This is a genomic window from Streptomyces sp. WAC 06738, from assembly GCF_003945505.1.
Classification (GTDB): domain Bacteria; phylum Actinomycetota; class Actinomycetes; order Streptomycetales; family Streptomycetaceae; genus Streptomyces.
On record NZ_CP029618.1, the window covers coordinates 6158925 to 6179449 of the forward strand.

19 protein-coding genes, 3 tRNA genes and 1 pseudogene are annotated in these 20525 nt (G+C 71.9%); 18 read left to right on the plus strand and 5 right to left on the minus strand.

Going from position 1 to position 20525, the window contains the following annotated elements:
- Positions 1-511 precede the first annotated feature (511 nt).
- From DMB38_RS27125 to DMB38_RS27175, 11 genes and pseudogenes are all read left to right on the plus strand, one after another.
- Positions 512-4285: a nitrate- and nitrite sensing domain-containing protein gene (locus DMB38_RS27125; protein ID WP_125937355.1), complete on the plus strand. Its 3774-nt coding sequence runs from the start codon at positions 512-514 to the stop codon at positions 4283-4285.
- A complete protein-coding gene (locus DMB38_RS27130; protein WP_047018298.1) occupies positions 4286-4708 on the plus strand; it encodes a roadblock/LC7 domain-containing protein in 423 nt (140 codons plus the stop codon).
- A 73-nt stretch (positions 4709-4781) separates the two neighbouring features.
- Complete coding sequence (locus DMB38_RS27135) at positions 4782-5192, plus strand: DUF742 domain-containing protein (protein WP_026276533.1); 411 nt, start codon at positions 4782-4784, stop codon at positions 5190-5192.
- Positions 5173-5766, plus strand: coding sequence for an ATP/GTP-binding protein (locus DMB38_RS27140; protein ID WP_078572953.1), 594 nt, complete (start codon positions 5173-5175; stop codon positions 5764-5766). Before DMB38_RS27135 ends, DMB38_RS27140 begins: the two co-directional genes overlap by 20 nt.
- A 456-nt stretch (positions 5767-6222) precedes the next feature.
- Positions 6223-8985 carry a sensor histidine kinase gene (locus DMB38_RS27145; RefSeq protein WP_125939309.1) on the plus strand — a complete coding sequence of 921 codons (2763 nt, stop codon included), beginning with the start codon at positions 6223-6225 and terminating at the stop codon, positions 8983-8985.
- A gap of 9 nt (positions 8986-8994) precedes the next feature.
- A complete protein-coding gene (locus DMB38_RS27150; protein WP_078524293.1) occupies positions 8995-9408 on the plus strand; it encodes a roadblock/LC7 domain-containing protein in 414 nt (137 codons plus the stop codon).
- A 167-nt stretch (positions 9409-9575) separates the two neighbouring features.
- Positions 9576-10144 (plus strand): annotated as a pseudogene (locus DMB38_RS37200) (DUF742 domain-containing protein).
- Positions 10125-10718, plus strand: a complete 594-nt coding sequence (locus tag DMB38_RS27160; protein WP_078572953.1) for an ATP/GTP-binding protein — start codon at positions 10125-10127, stop codon at positions 10716-10718. The pseudogene DMB38_RS37200 and the gene DMB38_RS27160 overlap by 20 nt, the downstream one beginning before the upstream one ends.
- Positions 10719-10817: 99 nt before the next feature.
- Positions 10818-10889 (plus strand) — tRNA-Gln (locus tag DMB38_RS27165).
- A 24-nt stretch (positions 10890-10913) separates the two neighbouring features.
- Positions 10914-10986, plus strand: a tRNA-Glu gene (locus DMB38_RS27170).
- 37 nt (positions 10987-11023) lie between these two features.
- A tRNA-Glu gene (locus tag DMB38_RS27175) sits at positions 11024-11099 on the plus strand.
- A gap of 59 nt (positions 11100-11158) precedes the next feature.
- Here the strand turns inward: DMB38_RS27175 and DMB38_RS27180 are convergent.
- Entirely contained in the window at positions 11159-11875 is a 717-nt protein-coding gene (locus tag DMB38_RS27180) for an IclR family transcriptional regulator (RefSeq protein ID WP_047018299.1), read from the minus strand.
- A gap of 168 nt (positions 11876-12043) precedes the next feature.
- Between DMB38_RS27180 and leuC the strand changes: the two genes are divergently transcribed.
- The 4 genes from leuC (at position 12044) to DMB38_RS27200 (ending at position 15200) form a co-directional block, all read left to right on the plus strand.
- The gene (gene leuC, locus DMB38_RS27185) at positions 12044-13456 is read left to right on the plus strand and encodes a 3-isopropylmalate dehydratase large subunit (protein ID WP_125937356.1); all 1413 of its coding nucleotides are present in this window, start codon (positions 12044-12046) and stop codon (positions 13454-13456) included.
- Between the two features lie 3 nt (positions 13457-13459).
- Entirely contained in the window at positions 13460-14071 is a 612-nt protein-coding gene (gene leuD, locus DMB38_RS27190) for a 3-isopropylmalate dehydratase small subunit (RefSeq protein WP_125937357.1), read from the plus strand.
- Between the two features lie 126 nt (positions 14072-14197).
- Entirely contained in the window at positions 14198-14416 is a 219-nt protein-coding gene (locus tag DMB38_RS27195) for a hypothetical protein (protein WP_125937358.1), read from the plus strand.
- A gap of 121 nt (positions 14417-14537) precedes the next feature.
- A complete protein-coding gene (locus DMB38_RS27200; protein ID WP_125937359.1) occupies positions 14538-15200 on the plus strand; it encodes an HU family DNA-binding protein in 663 nt (220 codons plus the stop codon).
- 120 nt (positions 15201-15320) lie between these two features.
- Here DMB38_RS27200 and DMB38_RS27205 read toward each other — a convergent pair whose 3' ends face one another.
- Positions 15321-15524, minus strand: coding sequence for a hypothetical protein (locus tag DMB38_RS27205; RefSeq protein WP_125937360.1), 204 nt, complete (start codon positions 15522-15524; stop codon positions 15321-15323).
- 24 nt (positions 15525-15548) lie between these two features.
- Positions 15549-16412 carry a 2-phospho-L-lactate guanylyltransferase gene (cofC, locus tag DMB38_RS27210; protein WP_240662495.1) on the minus strand — a complete coding sequence of 288 codons (864 nt, stop codon included), beginning with the start codon at positions 16410-16412 and terminating at the stop codon, positions 15549-15551.
- Between the two features lie 156 nt (positions 16413-16568).
- Here cofC and DMB38_RS27215 point away from each other — a divergent pair, with 156 nt between their 5' ends.
- The 3 genes from DMB38_RS27215 to DMB38_RS27225 are packed head-to-tail and all read left to right on the plus strand — an operon-like array spanning position 16569 to position 19554.
- On the plus strand, positions 16569-17315 hold the full coding sequence (locus tag DMB38_RS27215; protein WP_125937361.1) for a lysophospholipid acyltransferase family protein: 747 nt from the start codon (positions 16569-16571) through the stop codon (positions 17313-17315).
- Positions 17312-18352, plus strand: a complete 1041-nt coding sequence (locus tag DMB38_RS27220) for an NAD(P)H-dependent glycerol-3-phosphate dehydrogenase (RefSeq protein ID WP_125937362.1) — start codon at positions 17312-17314, stop codon at positions 18350-18352. The genes DMB38_RS27215 and DMB38_RS27220 overlap by 4 nt, the downstream gene beginning before the upstream one ends.
- Before the next feature lie 32 nt (positions 18353-18384).
- On the plus strand, positions 18385-19554 hold the full coding sequence (locus DMB38_RS27225) for a D-alanine--D-alanine ligase family protein (protein ID WP_125937363.1): 1170 nt from the start codon (positions 18385-18387) through the stop codon (positions 19552-19554).
- A gap of 57 nt (positions 19555-19611) precedes the next feature.
- Here the strand turns inward: DMB38_RS27225 and DMB38_RS27230 are convergent, their stop codons facing one another.
- Positions 19612-20199: a DUF3515 domain-containing protein gene (locus tag DMB38_RS27230; protein ID WP_125937364.1), complete on the minus strand. Its 588-nt coding sequence runs from the start codon at positions 20197-20199 to the stop codon at positions 19612-19614.
- A 23-nt stretch (positions 20200-20222) separates the two neighbouring features.
- Positions 20223-20456 carry an Lrp/AsnC ligand binding domain-containing protein gene (locus DMB38_RS27235; protein WP_018839656.1) on the minus strand — a complete coding sequence of 78 codons (234 nt, stop codon included), beginning with the start codon at positions 20454-20456 and terminating at the stop codon, positions 20223-20225.
- Positions 20457-20525 lie beyond the last annotated feature (69 nt).

Consider the following 20525-nt stretch of genomic DNA (forward strand, 5'->3'; position numbering starts at 1 on the left):
GGACCCATCCCGTACGGCATTGTGACTTTCCTCACCTCGTCGGTGACGAAAGCCAAATATCGTCGGCCCCGACGTCGGGCTGAAACGGGCCATCTACCCACAGGGGCGACATTTCCCGACCGATGGGCGCGACCCGGGACACGGGCCCGCGCCATGCACCTCGTAGGAAAATGTCCGTTATCCCCACCCGCCGCGTCAACCGCATGTAATCTGTCTGGCACGGTGCGTAGTTGCGGTCGAGCTGTTACCCCCGGGCCTTGTTGGAGATCCCGGCACTGTGCTGGAATTCCACGGACCGTCGCTGGAGTGCAGTCGACGCAGAGGGCGCAACGGGGCGCCACGCGGGGGGCTGTGCGGGGAGCGTGCGCCGGTTGGTTCACGGCGGGCGGGGGCCTAAGCTCCCGCACGACCAGACAACGCTCCGGCGCATGCGCCGGAGCCGGTCCTAGAGGTTGCGACGCTAGTGCAGGGACGATTGAAGACTGACGGCAGCGTTCCGGGCGAGCCTGAGGTGCGTGGGAAGACCGACCGCGCAGCCTCCCTTCGGTACGGCCAGAGCGCGAGCTCCTCGCCGGACCGGAACGCCGACCGCGGCAGCGCCCGAATACCCGCGCCCGAGGCCGGCGACTTCGCCAACATGCAGCAGCCCAAGGGCTCCAAGGGCCCGGGCTCCCGGATCCTGCTGCGCAACTGGCGCATCAGCACCAGACTTGTCTCGCTCCTCGCGCTCCCCGTGGTCGCCGCGACCACGCTGGGAGCTTTCCGCATCGAGGACTCCTGGCAGAACCTGCAGCAGCTCGAGAACATGAAGCTGCTGACGGACATGACGGAAGAGGCCACCGAACTCGCCGACATGCTCCAGCAGGAGCGCGACAAGTCGGCCGGCCTCATCGTCGACGGCAACCCGAAGCACCCGGACATCACCGACGCCCGCGACGAGACCGACAAGGCCCTGATCGCCTTCACCCGGTCCGCGGACGAGATCGACACCACCGACGACGAGGACCTCGCCGGGGTCAACAACTCGCTCACGAGCGTCATCGAGAAGCTCAACAAGATCAACAGCATTCGCAAGACGGCCTATTCGGACGACACCGGGGGCGCCGCCCAGACGGTGAAGGCGTACGGCGAACTGGTCGACTCCCTGGTCTCGCTCTCCCAGGACATGGCCCTGGCGACCAGCAACCCGGACATGATCGCCAAGACCCGGGCGCTGGCCACCTTCTCCTCCGCCAAGGAGTACGCGTCCGTCCAGCAGGCGATCATCAGCGCCGCCCTCGCCGAGGAGCCGCGCGACGAGTTCGCCGAGGCCGACCGGCTGGAAGCCGCCTCCGCCCAGGAGGCGGAGAGTTCCTCGCTCAAGCTCTTCGCCCACCTCTACTCGGGCCGGATCGGTCTGACGGATCTGATGCGCTCGCTGGACGGCGGCAACGCCTCCGTGCAGCAGGCCGACACGTTCGCCAAGAACCTGGTGAACAACCCGGACAGCATCAAGAACGCCGACATGAGCTACCGGCACTGGTACGAGCTGGACAGCGTCAAGATCGAAGAGATGAAGAAGATCGAGCAGCACCTGCTCCAGGAGATGGAGCAGACCGCGCGCGATCTGCGGTCCGAGGCCCAGAACGACGCGATCTTCAACGGCGTGCTGATCCTCCTCGTCCTGCTCATCTCGCTCGCCGGCGCCTTCGTCGTCGCCCGCTCCATGGTCCGCTCGCTGCGCCGGCTGCAGGACACCGCGCAGACCGTCGCCCAGAAGCGGCTGCCCGAGCTGGTCAGGCAGCTCTCCGACGCCGACCCGCAGGACGTCGACACCTCCGTCGAGACCGTGGGCATCCGCAGCCGGGACGAGATCGGCAAGGTGGCGTCCGCGTTCGACGACGTGCACCGCGAGGCGGTCCGGCTGGCCGCCGAGCAGGCGCTGCTGCGGGGCAACGTGAACGCGATGTTCACCAACCTCTCGCGCCGGAGCCAGGGCCTCATCCAGCGTCAGCTCTCACTCATATCCGAACTGGAGTCCCGCGAGGCGGACCCGGACCAGCTCGAGAACCTCTTCAAGCTCGACCACCTCGCGACCCGCATGCGCCGCAACGGCGAGAACCTCCTCGTCCTCGCGGGCGAGGAGCCGGGCCGCCGGTGGACCCGCCCGGTCCCGCTGGTCGACGTGCTGCGCGCCGCCGCCTCCGAGGTGGAGCAGTACGAGCGCATCGAACTCTCCGCCGTGCCCGCCACCCAGGTCGCCGGCCGTGTCGTCAACGACCTCGTGCACCTGCTGGCCGAGCTGCTGGAGAACGCCACGTCGTTCTCCTCGCCGCAGACCAAGGTGAAGGTCACCGGCCACGCGCTGCCCGACGGCCGGGTGCTCGTGGAGATCCACGACACCGGCATCGGCCTGTCGCCCGAGGACCTCGGGGCGATCAACGAGCGGCTGGCCAACCCGCCCACGGTCGACGTCTCCGTCTCCCGCCGCATGGGCCTCTTCGTGGTCGGCCGGCTGTCCCTGCGGCACGGCATCCGCATCCAGTTGCGCCCCTCCGACTCCGGCGGCACCACCGCGCTGGTCATGCTCCCCGTCGACGTCACGCAGAACGGCGGCGGCGCGGGCGGCAAGCAGCCGGCGGGCGCCGCGTCCGGCGCACCGGGCGCGGGCGCCGGCGGCGCCGGCAACGGCGCCCCGGGGCGCGGCGGTGCCGCGGCCCGCGCGGGCGCGATGAGCAGGCTCGGCGCCGCGCAGCAGCGCGGCCAGGTGGGGGCGGGCGCAGGTCCCGGCCGGCCCGCGCTGCCCAGCCGCGACGTCGGCGGCTCGGGCGGGCCCGGCGATGCGGGCGGCCCCGGCGGTCCCGGCAAGCGGCCCGGACTGCCCGGGCGCGAACCGGCGGGCGCCGGTTCGGCCTTCGGCCGCTCGTCCGGCCCCGGTACGGGCTCCGCCTTCCCGGGCGGTTCGGCCTTCGGCACCGCACCGGGGGCGAACTCCCATTCGGGTAGCGGCCTCGGGTCCTCGCCCGGCCGTTCCGGGCTGCCCGGCAGGCCGGGCGCCGACTCCGGTGCCCGCGAGCCCGCGGAGGCCCAGCACACCGGCGCCGGGCTGCGCGACTCCGGCCGCGACCGGCACGAGGGACCGCGGCAGCACGACGACGCCGACACCACGCAGTTCTCCCGCCCCGACACCGCGGGCCCGCCGCCCGGCGGCGCCGCGGGCATCCCGGCGTTCGGCTCCGTGCCGCCGCCGCGCTCTCCGCAGGCGCCCGTACCCGGCGAGTCGGCCGCGTACGGCGCCCCGCAGGACACCGGCGAGCACCCGGCGCCGCCGTTGCAGCGTCGCCCGCAGTCCGGTCCTGGCGACACCGGGGCGCACCCCGTGGCCCGCCCCGGCGGCGGCCCGCAGGACACCGGCGCCCACGCGCTGCCCCCGGCGGCCCCCGCGTCGTACGACACGGGCGAGCACCCGGTGGCGCGTCCGGGTCCCGGTGACACCGGCGAGTACGCCATGCCGGGTCAGCGCCCCGGCCCCGGCGACACGGGCGAGTACGCGATGCCCGGCCAGCGTCCGGGCCCCGGGGACACCGGCGAGTACGCGATGCCCGGCCGGCGTCCGGGTCCCGGTGACACGGGCGAGTACGCGATGCCGGGTCAGCGCCCCGGCCCCGGCGACACCGGCGAGTACGCGGTCCCCGGGCAGCGCCCGGCCCCGCACGACACCGGCGAGTACCCGGCGGCCGTACCGGCGCAGCGGGCCGAATCGCCCCTCGACGACGGCCTGCTCGACGGCGCCCCCGTACCCACCCGGGGCGACGAACCCACGCCGATCTTCGAGTCGATGGAGTCCAACTGGTTCCGCGAGAGCCGCGGCCGCGGGCAGACCCCCGCGGCCACCACCGCCGAGCAGCCCACGGCCGACGCGCCCACCGCCGAGGAACCGGACCGGGACACCGCGGCCGAACCCTCCGCTCCCGCGCCGCAGCCGGCCACGGCCACCCCCGCACCGGCCTGGCGCCCCTCTCCCAACGACGACCGCTGGCGCCGCGCGGAGCAGTTGCGCACCCCGCAGGCCGGCGGCGTCACCACGTCGGGGCTGCCGAGGCGGGTGCCGCGCGCCAACCTCGTGGCGGGCACCGCGCAGGAGTCCTCGAACGCCAGCGGGACCCAGGTCTCGCGCGCGCCCGACGATGTGCGCGGCAGGCTCACCAGCCTGCGCCGGGGGATCCAGCGGGGCCGCCAGGCCGGCGGCACCGGTGAGACCCTCGGCGGCAACGGCTTTGGTCCCACCTATCAGCAGGAGCGTTAGTTGAGTCCATTGAGCCAGGCGGCGCAGAATCTGAACTGGTTGATCACCAATTTCGTGGACAACACCCCGGGGGTGTCGCACACGGTGGTGGTCTCCGCCGACGGACTGCTGCTGGCGATGTCCGACGGCTTTCCGCGGGACCGTGCCGACCAGCTCGCGGCGGTGGCGTCGGGGCTGACATCGCTGACGGCCGGTGCCTCCCGCATTTTCGAAGGCGGCAGCGTGAACCAGACGGTGGTGGAGATGGAGCGCGGCTTCCTCTTCATCATGTCGATCTCCGACGGTTCCTCGCTCGCCGTGCTGGCGCACCCGGAGTGCGATATCGGCCTGGTTGGTTACGAGATGGCGCTGCTGGTCGACCGGGCGGGCGCGGTGCTCACCCCCGATCTGCGCGCGGAGCTGCAGGGCAGCCTGCTGAACTGAACCACGGCCGGCCGCCCGGCCGACCGCTTTTATCAGACCTTCCCCATCGGCCATGTTCCCGCCCGGAGGATCCATGACCCCGCCACCCGCCTCACCCGACTCGTACGGTGGTGCCCAGCATCAGCCCTACGAAGGTGAAGGCGATCAGCCGCTGGTCCGGCCCTACGCCATGACCGGTGGCCGGACCCGGCCCCGTTATCAGCTCGCCATCGAGGCCCTGGTGAGCACGTCGGCCGACCCGATGCGGCTGCAGGGGCTGCTTCCGGAGCACCAGCGGATCTGCCACCTGTGCCGCGAGGTGAAATCGGTCGCCGAGGTCTCCGCGCTGCTGACCCTGCCGCTGGGCGTCGCGCGCATTCTGGTCGCCGACCTGGCCGAGGCCGGTCTCGTGGCCATTCACCAGCCCGGCGGCGGCACGGATGCCGACGGAACCCCCGATGTGACTTTGCTCGAAAGGGTGCTCAGTGGACTTCGCAAGCTCTAGTGGTGTGGCCGGTTCTTCTCCGGCTCGTGCGACCACGTCGGCGAAGATCGTGGTGGCGGGTGGTTTCGGGGTGGGGAAGACCACGTTCGTCGGTTCGGTGTCGGAGATCAATCCGTTGCGTACCGAGGCGGTGATGACGTCGGCGTCTGCGGGGATCGATGATCTGTCGCAGGTGTCGGGGAAGACCACGACGACGGTGGCGATGGATTTTGGTCGTATCACGTTGGATCAGGATTTGATCCTGTATCTGTTTGGGACGCCTGGTCAGGATCGTTTCTGGTTCATGTGGGACGATCTGGTGCGTGGTGCCATCGGTGCGGTGGTGCTGGTGGATACGCGGCGGTTGGCGGATTGTTTCCCTGCGGTGGATTACTTCGAGAACTCGGGGTTGCCGTTCGTGATCGCGTTGAACGGGTTCGACGGTCATCAGCCGTACTCGCCGGACGAGGTGCGTGAGGCGCTGCAGATCGGGCCCGAGACGCCGATCCTCACCACGGACGCCCGTCAGCGCTCCGAGTCGAAGTCCACGCTGATCACGCTGGTCGAGCACGCCCTCATGGCCCGGCTCCGCTGACCGCGCCGGCCGCCCGGGCCGCACGCCGCGGCCAAAGACTCCGCCAGGGGCAGGTTGCACCGTACGGTGCAACCTGCCCCTGAGGCGTTGATAACGTTTGGAAGCAGATTGAGGGGGTGCGTTGCACAGGACGCAGGCGGTCGACTCCGTTCCGCTGATGCCGTGGTTGCACTTTGTCGGTTGGCGCCGCTTACGCCCTTTTTGACGGTGCCTGCGTGATCGTACGAAGTCCTCGGCAGGCGTTTGGAATGTGCCGCGCGGCGTGCTGGAATTCGAGGAACTGACCCGAGAGTAGGCCGAGAGGTTGTTGGTCCGGTGAGGCGCAGCAGCAAGGGTCCCGCACAGGAGGCGCGGGGCAACTTCAGCCCGCCGTCGCACGCGGCGGTGCCGCCCCCTGCCGGGGCGCAGCCGGCCCCGCCGCCCAGCGGCAGCCGGTTCTCACCCCGCAACTGGCGGGTGGCGACGCGGCTCAACGCGATCCTGCTGATCCCGGTGCTCGTGGCCATCGTCTTCGCGGGCTTCCAGGTGAACAGCTCCGTGGACACCTGGCAGGAGGCCCAGGACGCGGAGAACACCGCCAAGGTCGCCAAGGCCGCCGGCGACTACGCAGAGCGTCTCATGGCCGAGCGCGACGTCTCCGTGCAGCCTCTGCTGCACGGAGACCGCGAGGCGAGCCGGGTGACCGAGGCCCGCAAGGCCACCGACGCCGCCGCCGCCGAGTTCGACCGGCAGGTCGAGGACATGCCGGACAAGCCCGGCCTGCAGCGCCGGCTGGACGCCTTCCGGGACCAGGAGAAGAACCTGGAGCAGATGCGCCAGGCGGCGTTCACGCCCCAGGCGGCCGGCACCGACACCCACCTCGGGTACGCGCAGATGTACCGCCCGCTGATGACCTTCGCCAACGAGCTCGGCCTGGGCACCAGCAACATCACCACCTACGGGCGCGCGATGTATGCGATCTCGCTCGCCAAGTCCTCCGCCTCGCTGGTCCGCTCCATCGGCACCGAGCTGCTCGTCAGCCCGCCGGAGAAGGCCGGGGTGCTGGCCGAGGAGAAGACCGCGCTCGCCTCCTTCGCCTATCTGGAGCCCATCGCCCTCGACGAGTTCAGGACCGGCAGCACCGCCGCCGACAACCGCATGCTCAAGGACGCGCTGGCCGACCAGGAGGAAGAGGCCAAGCAGCGGCTCGCCGAGGCGCAGCGCGAGGCCGAGGGCGGCGGCGGCGAGTTCACCGCCCCGCCGGAGCCCGCGGCGATGCTCGCCGGCGTCGCGAGCATCGGCGAGGACGTCACGCCCGCGGACCTCGCCGAGCAGGGCATCACCCCGCAGACGTGGTACGCGGCCACGAGCGTGCCCATCGCCGCGTACCGCACCGTCGAGATCGAGTTCGCCGACCGCGCCGTGGCCGACGCCCACGAGATCGTCGAGTCCGCCAAGCGCGACACCGTCGTCGGCGCCGCCATCGCGGTCGGCGCGCTGCTCATCGGCTTCGTCATCGCCGCGATGATGGCCCGCTCCATGGGCCGCAGCATGCGGCTGCTGCGCAACTCCGCCTTCGGCATCGCCGAGCAGCGGCTGCCGATGCTGGTCGACCAGCTCTCCCGCACCGACCCCGGCCGGGTGGACACCCGTGTGCAGCCCATCCCGCTGCACAGCAGGGACGAGATCGGCGAGGTCGCCCGCGCCTTCGACCAGGTGCACCGCGAGGCCGTCCGGCTGGCCGCCGAGCAGGCGCTGCTGCGGGGGAACCTCAACGCGATCTTCACCAACCTCTCCCGGCGCAACCAGGGCCTCATCGAGCGCCAGCTCGAGCTCATCTCCGGCCTGGAGGACCACGAGGCGGACCCGGAGCAGCTCGAGAACCTCTTCCACATGGACCACCTCGCCACCCGCATGCGCCGCAACGGCGAGAACCTGCTGGTGCTCGCGGGCGAGGACACCGGCCGGCACATGGACGAGGCGGTCCCGCTCGTCGACGTGCTACGCGCGGCGACCTCGGAGGTCGAGTCGTACGAGCGCATCGAGCTGGAGGGCGTGCCGGACGTCGAGATCCACGGCAGCGCCGTCACCGACCTCGTGCACCTCCTCGCCGAGCTGCTGGAGAACGCCACCACGTTCTCCTCGCCGCACACCAAGGTCCGGGTCACCGCCACCCGGCTGCCCGACCGCCGGGTGATGGTCGAGATCCACGACAAGGGCATCGGCCTCACCGCCGAGGACTTCGCGGACATCAACCACCGGCTCGCCAACCCGCCCACCGTGGACGTCGCGATCTCGCAGCGCATGGGCCTGTTCGTGGTCGGCAGGCTCGCCGACCGGCACGGCATCCGCGTGCAGTTGCGCCCGTCCGGCGAGCAGTCCGGCACCACCTCGCTGGTGATGCTCCCCGAGGCCATCGCCTTCGGCGGCGCCACCGAGGCGCCCGACCAGCACGACGAGTTCACCGTCTCCCGGATCGTCGCCGACCGCCCCTCCTTCCAGCCCCCGGGGAACGGCTTCGCCGTCGGCCGGCCGCGCAGCGCGGCCGAGCTGGGCTTCGACGACTCCCCGTACCCGCAGGTCGAGCCGGAGCGCCCGGCCATGCCCGCGCTCGGCGGGCAGGAGGGGGTCTTCGACCCCATCCAGCGCTCGCTGCTCCGCGAGGAGCGCAGGGCCGCGCTGGAAGCGGCGGCGCAGGACCGTACGCCCGGCTTCCGCGACCCGGAAGCGGAGGCCGCCGGTACGGATGCCTTCACGCCCGGGGGTATCTCGCCGGAGCCCGCGTACGATACCTACGGCCAAGTAGAGCCCGGCCCCGCGTCGAACCACTGGACGGGGCAGGGCGCGTACGACAGCCCGGCAGTACCGGAAGCGGAATCTACGGCACAGCTCGGCACCGGCCGCGGGGGCTTCGGCTTCGGCGAACCGGAGCCGGCGCCGGCCGACGACGAGTGGAGGTCGGCGAACGACGAACGCTGGGAGCGCGCCGAGCAGGTGCGCGAACCGAAGGCGGGCGGGATCACCCCCGCGGGCCTTCCCCGGCGGGTGCCCCGCCAGAATCTGGTGGAGGGCACCGCGGAGCAGGCGCCGCTGGGAGGCCCACAGGTCTCCCGGGCCCCGGAGGACGTGCGCGGCAGGCTGAGCAATCTGCGCCGCGGCGTCCAGCAGGGCCGCGAGCGGGGGCCGCAGCGGAATGACGGACCGGGCGTGGGCCCCGGCACATACGATCAGGAGCGTTAGGTGAGCCCGATGAGCCAGGCGGCGCAGAACCTGAACTGGTTGATCACCAATTTCGTGGACAACACCCCGGGGGTGTCGCACACGGTGGTGGTCTCCGCCGACGGACTCCTCCTCGCGATGTCCGACGGCTTCCCCCGTGACCGCGCCGACCAACTGGCGGCGGTGGCCTCCGGACTGACGTCGCTGACGGCCGGCGCCTCGCGGATCTTCGAGGGCGGCTACGTCAACCAGACGGTGGTGGAGATGGAGCGCGGCTTCCTCTTCATCATGTCGATCTCCGACGGCTCGGCCCTCGCCGTGCTGGCGCACCCGGAGTGCGACATCGGTCTGGTGGGCTACGAGATGGCGCTGCTGGTCGACCGGGCGGGCGCCGTGCTCACCCCCGACCTGCGCGCGGAGCTGCAGGGCAGCCTGCTGAACTAGCCGACAACCGATGCACGTTGCATGCTCGCCGGGCTAAGGTGCGTCGAGTGCAGTGACGCTCCGGCACGCCGTCGGGGAAGGGGAACGCAGTGGCAGCGCACCAAGAGGTACCTCACGGCGGTGAGGACTGGCGATACGGCTACGGCCCGCAGTCCGACCGGCCGGGCATGCCGCCGCAGCATGGGATGCCCCCGCAGCACGGGATGCCCCACCAGCCGGGCCCTCCCGGCGTACCGTACGCGGCCCCCGGCGTGCCCTCGTCCCCGGGGGAGCCGCAGCACCCCTCGCCGTCTCCGTACGGCGGCGGCCCGGCGCAGCACCGGGGCAGTCCCGCGCCCGCGGCGCAGCCCCAGTCCGCGGCTGCGGCCCGCGGCGCCCGCGCGGCCCGAGGCCCGCAGTCCCGGCTGGTGCGCCCGTACGCCGTGACCGGCGGCCGGACCCGGCCGCGTTATCAGCTCGCCATCGAGGCATTGGTGCAGACCACTGCCGACCCCTCCCGCCTCACTTCCCAGCTCCCCGAGCACCAGCGCATCTGCCGACTGTGCTATGAACTCAAGTCGGTCGCGGAGGTCTCCGCGTTGCTGACCCTCCCGCTGGGCGTCGCGCGCATCCTCGTGGCCGACCTCGCGGAAGCCGGCCTGGTCACGATCCACCAGCCGGGCGGCGGCGAAGCCGCGGGGGCCAGCCAGATGTGACTTTGCTCGAAAGGGTGCTCAGTGGACTTCGCAAGCTCTAGTGGTGTGGCCGGTTCTTCTCCGGCTCGTGCGACCACGTCGGCGAAGATCGTGGTGGCGGGTGGTTTCGGGGTGGGGAAGACCACGTTCGTCGGTTCGGTGTCGGAGATCAATCCGTTGCGTACCGAGGCGGTGATGACGTCGGCGTCTGCGGGGATCGATGATCTGTCGCAGGTGTCGGGGAAGACCACGACGACGGTGGCGATGGATTTTGGTCGTATCACGTTGGATCAGGATTTGATCCTGTATCTGTTTGGGACGCCTGGTCAGGATCGTTTCTGGTTCATGTGGGACGATCTGGTGCGTGGTGCCATCGGTGCGGTGGTGCTGGTGGATACGCGGCGGTTGGCGGATTGTTTCCCTGCGGTGGATTACTTCGAGAACTCGGGGTTGCCGTTCGTGATCGCGTTGAACGGGTTCGACGGTCATCAGCCGTACTCGCCGGACGAGGTGCGTGAGGCGCTGCAGATCGGGCCCGAGACGCCGATCCTCACCACGGACGCCCGTCAGCGCTCCGAGTCGAAGTCCACGCTGATCACGCTGGTCGAGCACGCCCTCATGGCCCGGCTCCGCTAACCCGTTTTGGAGTGCGGTCCGCGATCGGGTAATGTTCTGTCCGTCGCCGGGAACGGCGGCCACCGGAACAGAGCCCCCGCGACGGGGGTTGTGTTTTGGTGGGGTATGGTGTAATTGGCAGCACGACGGATTCTGGTTCCGTTAGTCTAGGTTCGAGTCCTGGTACCCCAGCGCAACGCAGTTGCAGATGTGCACGCCCCCGTTGTGTAGCGGCCTAGCACGCTGCCCTCTCAAGGCAGTAGCGCCGGTTCGAATCCGGTCGGGGGTACAGGTCCTCTCCATCGCGAGGAGAGGATCGTCCACAGGCCCCCGTTGTGTAGCGGCCTAGCACGCCGCCCTCTCAAGGCGGTAGCGCCGGTTCGAATCCGGTCGGGGGTACCAGCGCAGACGTCGAAGGGCCTCCCGCGGCGCGGGGGGCCCTTTCCCGTGCGCGGCGGGCCTCAGCCCGTCCTGCGCAGCGCGTCCGTGAGCCGTGCGGCGGCGTCCACGACCGCCTGGGCGTGCATCCGCCCCGGGTGCCGGGTCAGCCGCTCGATCGGTCCGGAGACCGAGACGGCGGCCACCACGCGGTTCGACGGGCCGCGCACGGGCGCCGAGACGGACGCCACCCCCGGCTCCCGCTCCCCGACGGACTGGGCCCACGCCCGGCGCCGTACGCCCGACAGCGCCGTGGCCGTGAACCGCGCGCCCTGCAGCCCGCGGTGCAGCCGCTCGGGCTCCTCCCAGGCGAGCAGCACCTGCGCCGCCGAGCCGGCCTTCATCGGCAGCGTGGAGCCCACCGGGACGGTGTCGCGCAGCCCCGAGAGCCGCTCGGCGGCCGCGACGCAGATGCGCATGTCGCCCTGGCGCCGGTAGAGCTGAGCGCTCTCGCCCGTGACGTCCCGCAGGTGCGTGAGCACCGGGCCGGCCGCGGCCAGCAGCCGGTCCTCGCCGGCCGCCGCGGCCAGCTCGGCGAGCCGGGGGCCGAGGATGAACCTGCCCTGCATGTCCCGCGCCACCATCCGGTGGTGTTCCAGCGCCACCGCGAGGCGGTGGGCCGTGGGGCGGGCGAGACCGGTCGCGGAGACCAGCCCGGCGAGGGTGGCCGGACCGGACTCCAGCGCGCTCAGTACCACAGCCGCCTTGTCGAGTACGCCGACGCCGCTAGAGTTGTCCATGCAACGATACTCACGTCTCACACTGTGAAACGCAAGTTCAAATTTCCGGGGAACGCGTCACCCTGGGGAGACCGCGCCCCGTCCGGCGCGAGGGGAGCGGACGGTGCCTGCGGGCACCGGCACGGACATGCGCACACGCAGTTCGCAATCGACGACGATGGGAATGCGATGGGAAGGACACTCGCGGAGAAGGTCTGGGACGACCATGTCGTCCGGCGCGCGGAGGGCGAGCCCGACCTTCTCTTCATCGATCTCCACCTGCTGCACGAGGTGACCAGCCCGCAGGCCTTCGACGGCCTGCGCAAGGCGGGCCGGCCGGTGCGCAGGACCGACCTCACCATCGCCACCGAGGACCACAACACCCCCACCCTCGACATCGACAAGCCCATCGCCGACCCGGTCTCGCGTACGCAGCTGGAGACCCTCCGCAAGAACTGCGCCGACTTCGGTGTCCGGCTGCACCCGCTCGGCGACGTCGAGCAGGGCGTCGTGCACGTCGTCGGCCCGCAGCTCGGGCTCACCCAGCCGGGCACCACCGTGGTCTGCGGCGACAGCCACACCTCCACGCACGGTGCGTTCGGCGCGCTGGCGTTCGGCATCGGCACCAGCCAGGTCGAGCACGTGCTCGCCACCCAGACGCTGCCGATGGCCCCGTTCAGGACCATGGCCGTGACCGTCAACGGCGAGTTGCCCGAGGGCGTCACCGCCAAGGACCTGATCCTCGCGATCATCGCCCGCATCGGCACCGGCGGCGGGCAGGGCTACGTGATCGAGTACCGCGGCGAGGCCGTCGAGAAGCTCTCGATGGAGGCGCGGATGACGATCTGCAACATGTCCATCGAGGCCGGCGCGCGCGCCGGGATGGTCGCCCCGGACGAGACGACGTTCGCGTACCTCAAGGGCCGCCCGCACGCCCCGGAGGGTTCCGGCTGGGACGCGGCCGTCGAGTACTGGCGCACGCTGCGCACCGACGACGACGCGGTCTTCGACCGGGAGGTCGTCATCGAGGCCGCCGAGCTGGCCCCGTTCGTCACCTGGGGCACCAACCCCGGGCAGGGCGCGCCGCTGTCGGCGCAGGTGCCCGACCCGGCGTCCTTCGACGACGCCAGCGAGCGGCAGGCGGCGGAGAAGGCGCTGGAGTACATGGGCCTCACCGCGGGGCAGCCGCTGCGCGAGATCGCGGTCGACACCGTGTTCGTCGGCTCCTGCACCAACGGCCGGATCGAGGACCTGCGCTCCGCCGCCGAGGTGGTGAACGGCCGGCAGGTCGCCGACGGCGTACGGATGCTGGTCGTGCCCGGCTCCGTACGGGTCGCGCTGCAGGCCGTCGAAGAGGGGCTCGACAAGGTGTTCACCGCCGCCGGGGCCGAATGGCGGCACGCCGGTTGCTCGATGTGCCTGGGTATGAACCCCGACCAGCTCGCCCCCGGCGAGCGCTCGGCGTCCACCTCCAACCGCAACTTCGAGGGCAGGCAGGGCAAGGGCGGCCGTACGCACCTGGTCTCCCCGCAGGTCGCCGCGGCCACCGCCGTGACCGGCCGGCTGTCCTCCCCGGCCGACCTGATCACCGCGGAGGTCTGATCCATGGAAGCCTTCACCACCCACACCGGGCGCGCCGTGCCGCTGCGCCGCAGCAACGTCGACACCGACCAGATCATCCCGGCCCACTGGCTGAAGAAGGTCACCCGGGACGGCTTCGAGGACGGCCTCTTCGAGGCGTGGCGCAAGGACCCGGAGTTCGTGCTGAACGACGCGGCGTACCGGGGCGGCAGCGTGCTGCTGGCCGGCCCGGACTTCGGCACCGGATCGTCCCGCGAACACGCCGTGTGGGCGCTGCAGAACTACGGCTTCAAGGCCGTCGTCTCGTCCCGCTTCGCCGACATCTTCCGCGGCAACTCGCTCAAGAACGGCCTGCTGACCGTCGTGCTGCCGCAGGCGGACGTCGAGCGGCTGTGGGAGCTGGCCGAGGCCGACCCGCGGACCGAGGTGACGGTCGACCTCCAGGCCCTGGAGGTGCGCGCCGGCGGTACGCCGGGGGAGCCCGCGTTCGCCGCCTCGTTCGAGCTGGACGAGAACGCCCGCTGGCGGCTGCTGAACGGTCTCGACGACATCAGCATCACCCTTCGGTACGAAGCCGACATCGCCGCTTTCGAGGCGGCCCGGCCGGCGTTCAAGCCGCAGACCGTACAGGGCTGACCGGCGGTTTCCGCCCCAGCCGAGGCCCCGCGCCCGCCACCGACCGGTGGCGGGCGCGGGGCTTTGCGCGCCGCCGCGTTGGCATGCCGACGAGCGACAACTCACCGCAGATGACACAATCGGCGCATGGATCCCGACGGCCAACTCGCGCTCTACGAGGCCGTCGCCGCCGGGCTGAAGGAGGCCCACCGCCAGGTGCGCGAGGTGGCCGCGACGGACGCCGAACGGGCAGAGCTGACAAGGCGCCTGCTCGCCATCACGGGTGCCGCGAAGCACGATCTCGCCGGAGCCGCAAGGCGGCTGGAGCGGCTGCGCCGGGAGCTGGACGCGCGCTCGCAGCGGTAGTCCGTTGCGACACAAGGGTGATGAGAGACGTTTTGCCTTTGATTTGCGGTATATATCTGCCTAACGTGCGAAAAAGCTTGAACATTTCGTTCCGGCAATCAATGCCTCAGAAGGGGAAGACGTGAACAAGGCCCAGCTCGTTGAAGCTATTACCGACAAGATGGGTGGCCGCCAGCAGGCCGCCGACGCCGTGGACGCCGTCCTCGACGCGATCATTCGTGCGGTCGTCTCCGGCGAGCGTGTATCGGTCACGGGCTTCGGCTCTTTCGAGAAGGTGGAGCGTCCGGCGCGCTACGCCCGTAACCCGCAGACCGGCGAGCGCGTCCGGGTCAAGAAGACCTCCGTGCCCCGCTTCCGCGCGGGCCAGGGCTTCAAGGACCTCGTCTCGGGCACCAAGCGGCTGCCGAAGCACGACACGGCCGTGAAGAAGGCCCCGAAGGGCAGCCTGTCCGGCGGCACCAAGACCACCGCCAAGGCCGCCGCCAAGAAGGCCACCAAGAAGGCCACCGCCGCCGCCAAGAAGGCCACCGCGAAGAAGACCACGGCCAAGAAGACCGCGGCCAAGAAGGCGCCGGCGAAGAGGACCACCACCGCCAAGAAGTCCTCGGCGAAGAAGACGACGGCCAAGAAGTCGTCGGCGAAGAAGGCCGCCGCCAAGAAGACGGCCGCCAAGAAGTCGGCCAAGAAGGCCCCGGCGAAGAAGGCGACCGCCAAGAAGGCGCCGGCCCGCAAGGCCGCCGGCCGGCGGACCACCGCGAAGAAGACCACTGCCAGGAAGCGATGACGGACCCGGCGCAGGGTCCGCAAGCGGGGCCGGCTCCCCTCGGGGAGACCGGCCCGCGGCATGTCCGGGCCCGGCCGCGCGCCGCCGTACGCAACCGCGCGGCGCCCCGTGGCCGCGGCCTCAGAAGGTCTGCAGCGTCACCAGGACGATCCTGCGCTCCTCGCCCGCGCCCTCGGTCTCGATCCGCACCCGCTGCCCCGGCCTGAGCAGCCGCAGCCCGCCCGCCGCGAACGCGGCGCCGTCGAAGGGCAGCGGCGTGCCGTCGTCGAGGAGCACGCTGCCGCTGCGGGTCTGCGGGTCGTACGTGAACGCTGTGGCCTGCATGCGCCGCAGGTTACCGGCCGGCGCTCAGCCGCACACGCCGTCGGACGCCGCCCGCGTACCCGGGGCGTGCCCCGGGCACCCGGCAGGGGCCCCGTTCCGGCCCCGGACCCCTTCCCGCTCGCGGACCCCTTCCCGGTCGCGGACCCCGCCCCGGTCGCGGACCTCGTCCCGGTCGTGGACCTCGTCCCGGTCGTGGACCTCGCGGCCGCACGCCGCCAGGCGGTCCAGCGCCGCCGCCGTGTGCCGCCCCACCCCCAGCGCCAGCGCCGCCCGCAGGTCGGCGCCCGTATCGACGTCCTGCCGCACGGAGTCCACCCCGCGCAGCCCGATCTCCCGCGCCCCCGACGCCAGGTGCCGCGCCCGCGACGCGACCCCGAACCCCGGCGCCAGCGCCGCTCCCGCGTCCGCCGCCAGCAGCGTCGTACCCACCCCCGGGGCGTCGGCCAGGAACGCCCGGCCGCCGCCCGCCGCCGCGAGCACCCGGGCCAGCTCCGCGGGGCGCAGCGCCGGCAGATCCGCGTTGAGCGCCGCGACGGCGGCGCCGGGCTCCGCCGCCCGTACCCGCTGCTCCCCGTGCGCGAGCGCGGCGTTCAGGCCCGCCCGCGGTGCGTCCGGTACGACCCGCGCCCCCGCCGCCGTCAGTTGCCCCGCCGCCTCGGCGTCGTCGGTGACGACCGTGACGGAGGCCACCGCCGGGCAGCCGAGTGCCGCGCCGACCGTGTCGAGCGCGAACGCCAGCGCCAGCCGGCCCCGTCCCGGCTCGCCCGCCGCCGGGCCCAGCCGGGACTTCGCCAGCGCGAGCGGCTTCAGCGGTACGACGACATGCCACAGCCGCCGGTCCGGTCGGCCGGGGAGTTCCGTCTGCGCTGGTGCCGTGCGTTTCGTCATCGTCGTTACGCCCCATTGTCACCTGACCGTGCCGCGCGCGGCGGGGCGGCCCGGTCACATGGGCGTACGGTGTTCTCGACAGACGTGAGACCCGGGGCCAGACTGTTTCGGCCACGAAACGCGCACCGAAGAAAAACCGGGAAGGTGAAAAGGACCGTGTCACGGCGGAGGATCGGCTTCTGGTACCGGCTGGTCGCGGCCATCTGCAAGCCCCCGCTGCGGCTGCTCGTCAAGCGGGACTGGCGTGGCGCGGAGCACATACCGGCCGACGGCGGATTCATCACCGCCGTCAACCACAACTCGTATCTCGACCCGTTCTTCTATGCCCACTTCCAGTACAACACCGGCCGTGTGCCGCGGTTCCTGGCGAAGGACGGACTGTTCAAGAAGGGCGTCGTCGGCACCGTGATGCGCGGCACCGGGCAGATTCCCGTCTACCGCGAGTCGACCGACGCCTCCAAAGCATTCCGGGCCGCGGTCAAAGCCGTCGAGGACGGCGAGTGCGTCGCGTTCTACCCCGAGGGGACGCTCACCCGCGACCCCGGCCTGTGGCCGATGAAGGGCAAGACCGGCGCCGCCCGGGTCGCGCTCGTCACCAGGGCGCCCGTCATCCCCGTCGCCCACTGGGGCGCCAATGAGCTGCTGCCCCCGTACGGCAAGCCCCGGCCCTTCCCGCGCAAGACCTTCCACCTGCTCGCCGGGCCTCCGGTGGACCTGTCGGAGTTCTACGGCAAGGAGCCCACCCCGCAGGTGCTCGCGGAGGTCACCGAGGTCATCATGGACGCCGTCACCCGCCTGCTGGAGGAGCTGCGCGGCGAGCAGGCGCCCGCGGAGCGCTTCGATCCGAAGACCGTACGCGCCGAACAGCGCCGCCGCTCCGCGGACCGTAAGGAGAACTCGTGACGCGCTGCGCCGTCTTCGGCACCGGATCGTGGGGCACGGCCTTCTCGATGGTGCTGGCCGACGCCGGCTGCCGGGTGACGATGTGGGGCCGCAGAGCCGCGCTCGTCGACGCCCTCAACGCCACCCGCGAGAACCCCGACTACCTCCCGGGCGTGCGCCTCCCCGACGCGGTCACCGCGACCGCCGACCCCGCCGAGGCCGCCCGGGACGCCGAGTTCACCGTGCTCGCCGTGCCGTCGCAGACCCTCCGGGGCAACCTGGAGCACTGGGCGCCGCTGCTCGACCCCGGCACCGTACTCGTCAGCCTGATGAAGGGCGTCGAGCTGGGCACCGCCAAGCGCATGAGCGAGGTCATCGAGGAGGTCGTCGCCAAGCAGGGCGCCGGTGCGGGCCCCGCGGGCGGTCCCGACGGCGTACGCGGCCGGGTCGCCGTGCTCACCGGACCCAACCTCGCCCGCGAGATCGCCGCCCGGCAGCCCGCCGCCGCCGTCGTCGCCTGCGCCGACGAAGAGGTGGCCCGCCGGCTGCAGACCGCCTGCCACACCCCGTACTTCCGCCCGTACACCAACACCGACGTCGTCGGCTGCGAACTCGGCGGCGCCGTCAAGAACGTCATCGGGCTCGCGGTCGGCATCGCCGACGGCATGGGCCTCGGCGACAACGCCAAGGCGTCGCTCATCACCCGCGGCCTCGCCGAGACCGCCCGCCTGGGCAGCGTGCTCGGCGCCGACCCGCGCACCTTCGCGGGCCTGGCCGGCATGGGCGACCTGGTCGCCACCTGCTCCTCGCCGCTCTCCCGCAACCACACCTTCGGCACCAACCTCGGCCGCGGCATGACGCTCGCCGAGACCATCGCCGCCACCAGGCAGACCGCCGAGGGCGTCAAGTCCTGTGAGTCGGTGCTCGATCTGGCCCGCAGACACGCCGTCGACATGCCCATCACCGAGACCGTGGTGAGCATCGTGCACGACGGGAAGCCGCCGCTCGTGGCGCTGAAGGAGCTGATGTCGCGCAGCGCCAAGGCGGAGGGACACTGACGTCGCCCGGCGCAGCGGGTAGTCTGCGAGCGATGAGCAGCGAGCACTCCTACGAAAGCCAGGGCCGCAAGCCGCGCGTCGCCGTCGTTTTCGGCGGGCGCAGCTCCGAGCACGGCATCTCCGTCGTCACCGCGGGCGCCGTCATGGCCGCCATCGACCGGGACAAGTACGAGGTGCTGCCCATCGGCATCACCGCGGACGGCCGCTGGGCCCTCACCGCGGACGACCCCGCGCGGATGGCCATCGCCGACCGCCAGGTGCCGCGCGTGGAGGAACTGGTCGACGAGGAGGCCGAGGACGGCGCCGTCGTGCTCTCCGCCGACCCCGGCAGCCGCGAGGTCGTCTACGCCGAGCCGGGGCAGGTGCCCAAGGCGCTCGGCGAGGTCGACGTCGTCTTCCCGATGCTGCACGGCCCGTACGGCGAGGACGGCACGCTGCAGGGCATGCTCGACCTCTCCGGCGTGCCGTACGTGGGCTCCGGGGTGCTGGCCTCCGCGGTCGGCATGGACAAGGAGTACATGAAGCGGGTCTTCGTCTCGTACGGGCTGCCGGTCGGCCCGTACGTCGTGATCCGGCCGCGCGAGTGGGACCAGGGCGCCCCCGGGCAGGAGGGCGCGGCGGCCCGCAAGAAGATCGTGGACTTCGCCGCCGACCACGGCTGGCCGGTGTTCGTGAAGCCCGCGCGGGCCGGTTCGTCCATCGGCATCACGAAGGTCGGCGAACTCGGCGCGCTGGAGGACGCGCTCGCCGAGGCGCGCCGGCACGACCCGAAGATCATCGTGGAGGCGGCGGTCGAGGGGCGCGAGATCGAGTGCGGCGTGCTGGAGTTCGAGGACGGGCCGCGGGCCAGCGTGCCCGCCGAGATCCCGCCGACCACCAGCCACGACTTCTACGACTTCGAGGCCAAGTACATCGACTCCGCCGCCGGGATCGTGCCGGCGCCGCTCACCGCGGAGGAGACCGCCGAGGTGCAGCGGCTGGCGGTCGCCGCGTTCGAGGCGTGCTCCTGCGAGGGGCTGGTGCGGGCGGACTTCTTCCGCACCGCCGACGGCGGCTTCGTGATCAACGAGATCAACACGATGCCCGGCTTCACCCCCATCTCGATGTACCCGCGGATGTGGCAGGAGTCCGGCGTGAGTTACCCGGAGCTGGTCGACCGGCTCATCCAGGCGGCGCTGCGCCGCTCGACGGGGCTGCGCTAGCAGCCCCCTGCGGCCCGCGGCCCGTTGCCCGTGACCGGTCCCGGGCCCGCGGGGGCGTCAGAGCGTGCCGGGCACGGTCTCGTCGACCGCCTCCGCCAGGTCCGTCAGCGCGTTCACCTCGGGCGCGTACGCCCCGGGCACGGTGACCTCCACGAAGGCCCTGCGCTGCGTGGTGGTGAAGCGGGCCCCGTCGTCCAGCTCCTCGTAGAGCCAGTCGACGCCGTTCACGCTCACCGCGTCGGCGGTGGGGTTGTAGTGTTCACTCCCGGGCGTGAGCACCTCCGGCCTGGGCACGCCGCAGCGCAGCTCGACGGCCGGGTCACCCCACCCGGCGGTGAGCGCCGAGACCGGATCGGTCTCGCGGCGACTCTGGCCGTCGACGGTGCCGGGCAGCCGGTCGGCGAGCGCGCGGCAGTGGTCCACGGCCTTCCCCTGTGGGGTCGGCACGGCCACCTGCGGCGTGCCGCCGCCGCCACCGGAACAGGCGAGCGGGGCGGCGAGCAGCAGCAGTGCGGCGGGCAGGCGGAGAGCGGAGCGGTATGGCCGGGTGGGGCGGAAGTGCAGGGCGGGGCGTTCGCTCCGTGCGCCGCGGTGCGTGGCGCCGGGGCGCCGGGGGGTGCGGGGCGGCCGGGACGGTGTGCTCATCACCGGCCGAGCATACGGGGGGCCTAGAGATGGACGACCGGGCAGGTCAGGGTCCGGGTGATCCCCGACACCTGCTGGACTCTGGCGACCACGAGCCGGCCCAGCTCGTCGACGGTGTCCGCCTGCGCGCGCACGATCACGTCGTAGGGACCGGTCACGTCCTCGGCCTGGATCACTCCGGGGATCTTGGCGATGACTTCGGCGACGGCCGACGCCTTGCCGACCTCGGTCTGGATCAGGATGTAAGCCTGTACCACGGAACCTCCAGGGGCGGCTTCGAGGATCATGGGAGAGGAGACGCAACCGTATCGCGTACTCCGGCCGGC

Coding starts and splice junctions, on each gene's coding strand:
- DMB38_RS27225 (WP_125937363.1), top strand. CDS start 18,385: ATGAGCAGCGAGCACTCCTACGAAAGCCAGGGCCGCAAGCCGCGCGTC.
- cofC (WP_240662495.1), bottom strand. CDS start 16,412: ATGACGAAACGCACGGCACCAGCGCAGACGGAACTCCCCGGCCGACCG.
- DMB38_RS27180 (WP_047018299.1), bottom strand. CDS start 11,875: ATGGACAACTCTAGCGGCGTCGGCGTACTCGACAAGGCGGCTGTGGTA.
- leuD (WP_125937357.1), top strand. CDS start 13,460: ATGGAAGCCTTCACCACCCACACCGGGCGCGCCGTGCCGCTGCGCCGC.
- leuC (WP_125937356.1), top strand. CDS start 12,044: ATGGGAAGGACACTCGCGGAGAAGGTCTGGGACGACCATGTCGTCCGG.
- DMB38_RS27135 (WP_026276533.1), top strand. CDS start 4,782: ATGACCCCGCCACCCGCCTCACCCGACTCGTACGGTGGTGCCCAGCAT.
- DMB38_RS27205 (WP_125937360.1), bottom strand. CDS start 15,524: ATGCAGGCCACAGCGTTCACGTACGACCCGCAGACCCGCAGCGGCAGC.
- DMB38_RS27195 (WP_125937358.1), top strand. CDS start 14,198: ATGGATCCCGACGGCCAACTCGCGCTCTACGAGGCCGTCGCCGCCGGG.
- DMB38_RS27230 (WP_125937364.1), bottom strand. CDS start 20,199: ATGAGCACACCGTCCCGGCCGCCCCGCACCCCCCGGCGCCCCGGCGCC.
- DMB38_RS27150 (WP_078524293.1), top strand. CDS start 8,995: ATGAGCCAGGCGGCGCAGAACCTGAACTGGTTGATCACCAATTTCGTG.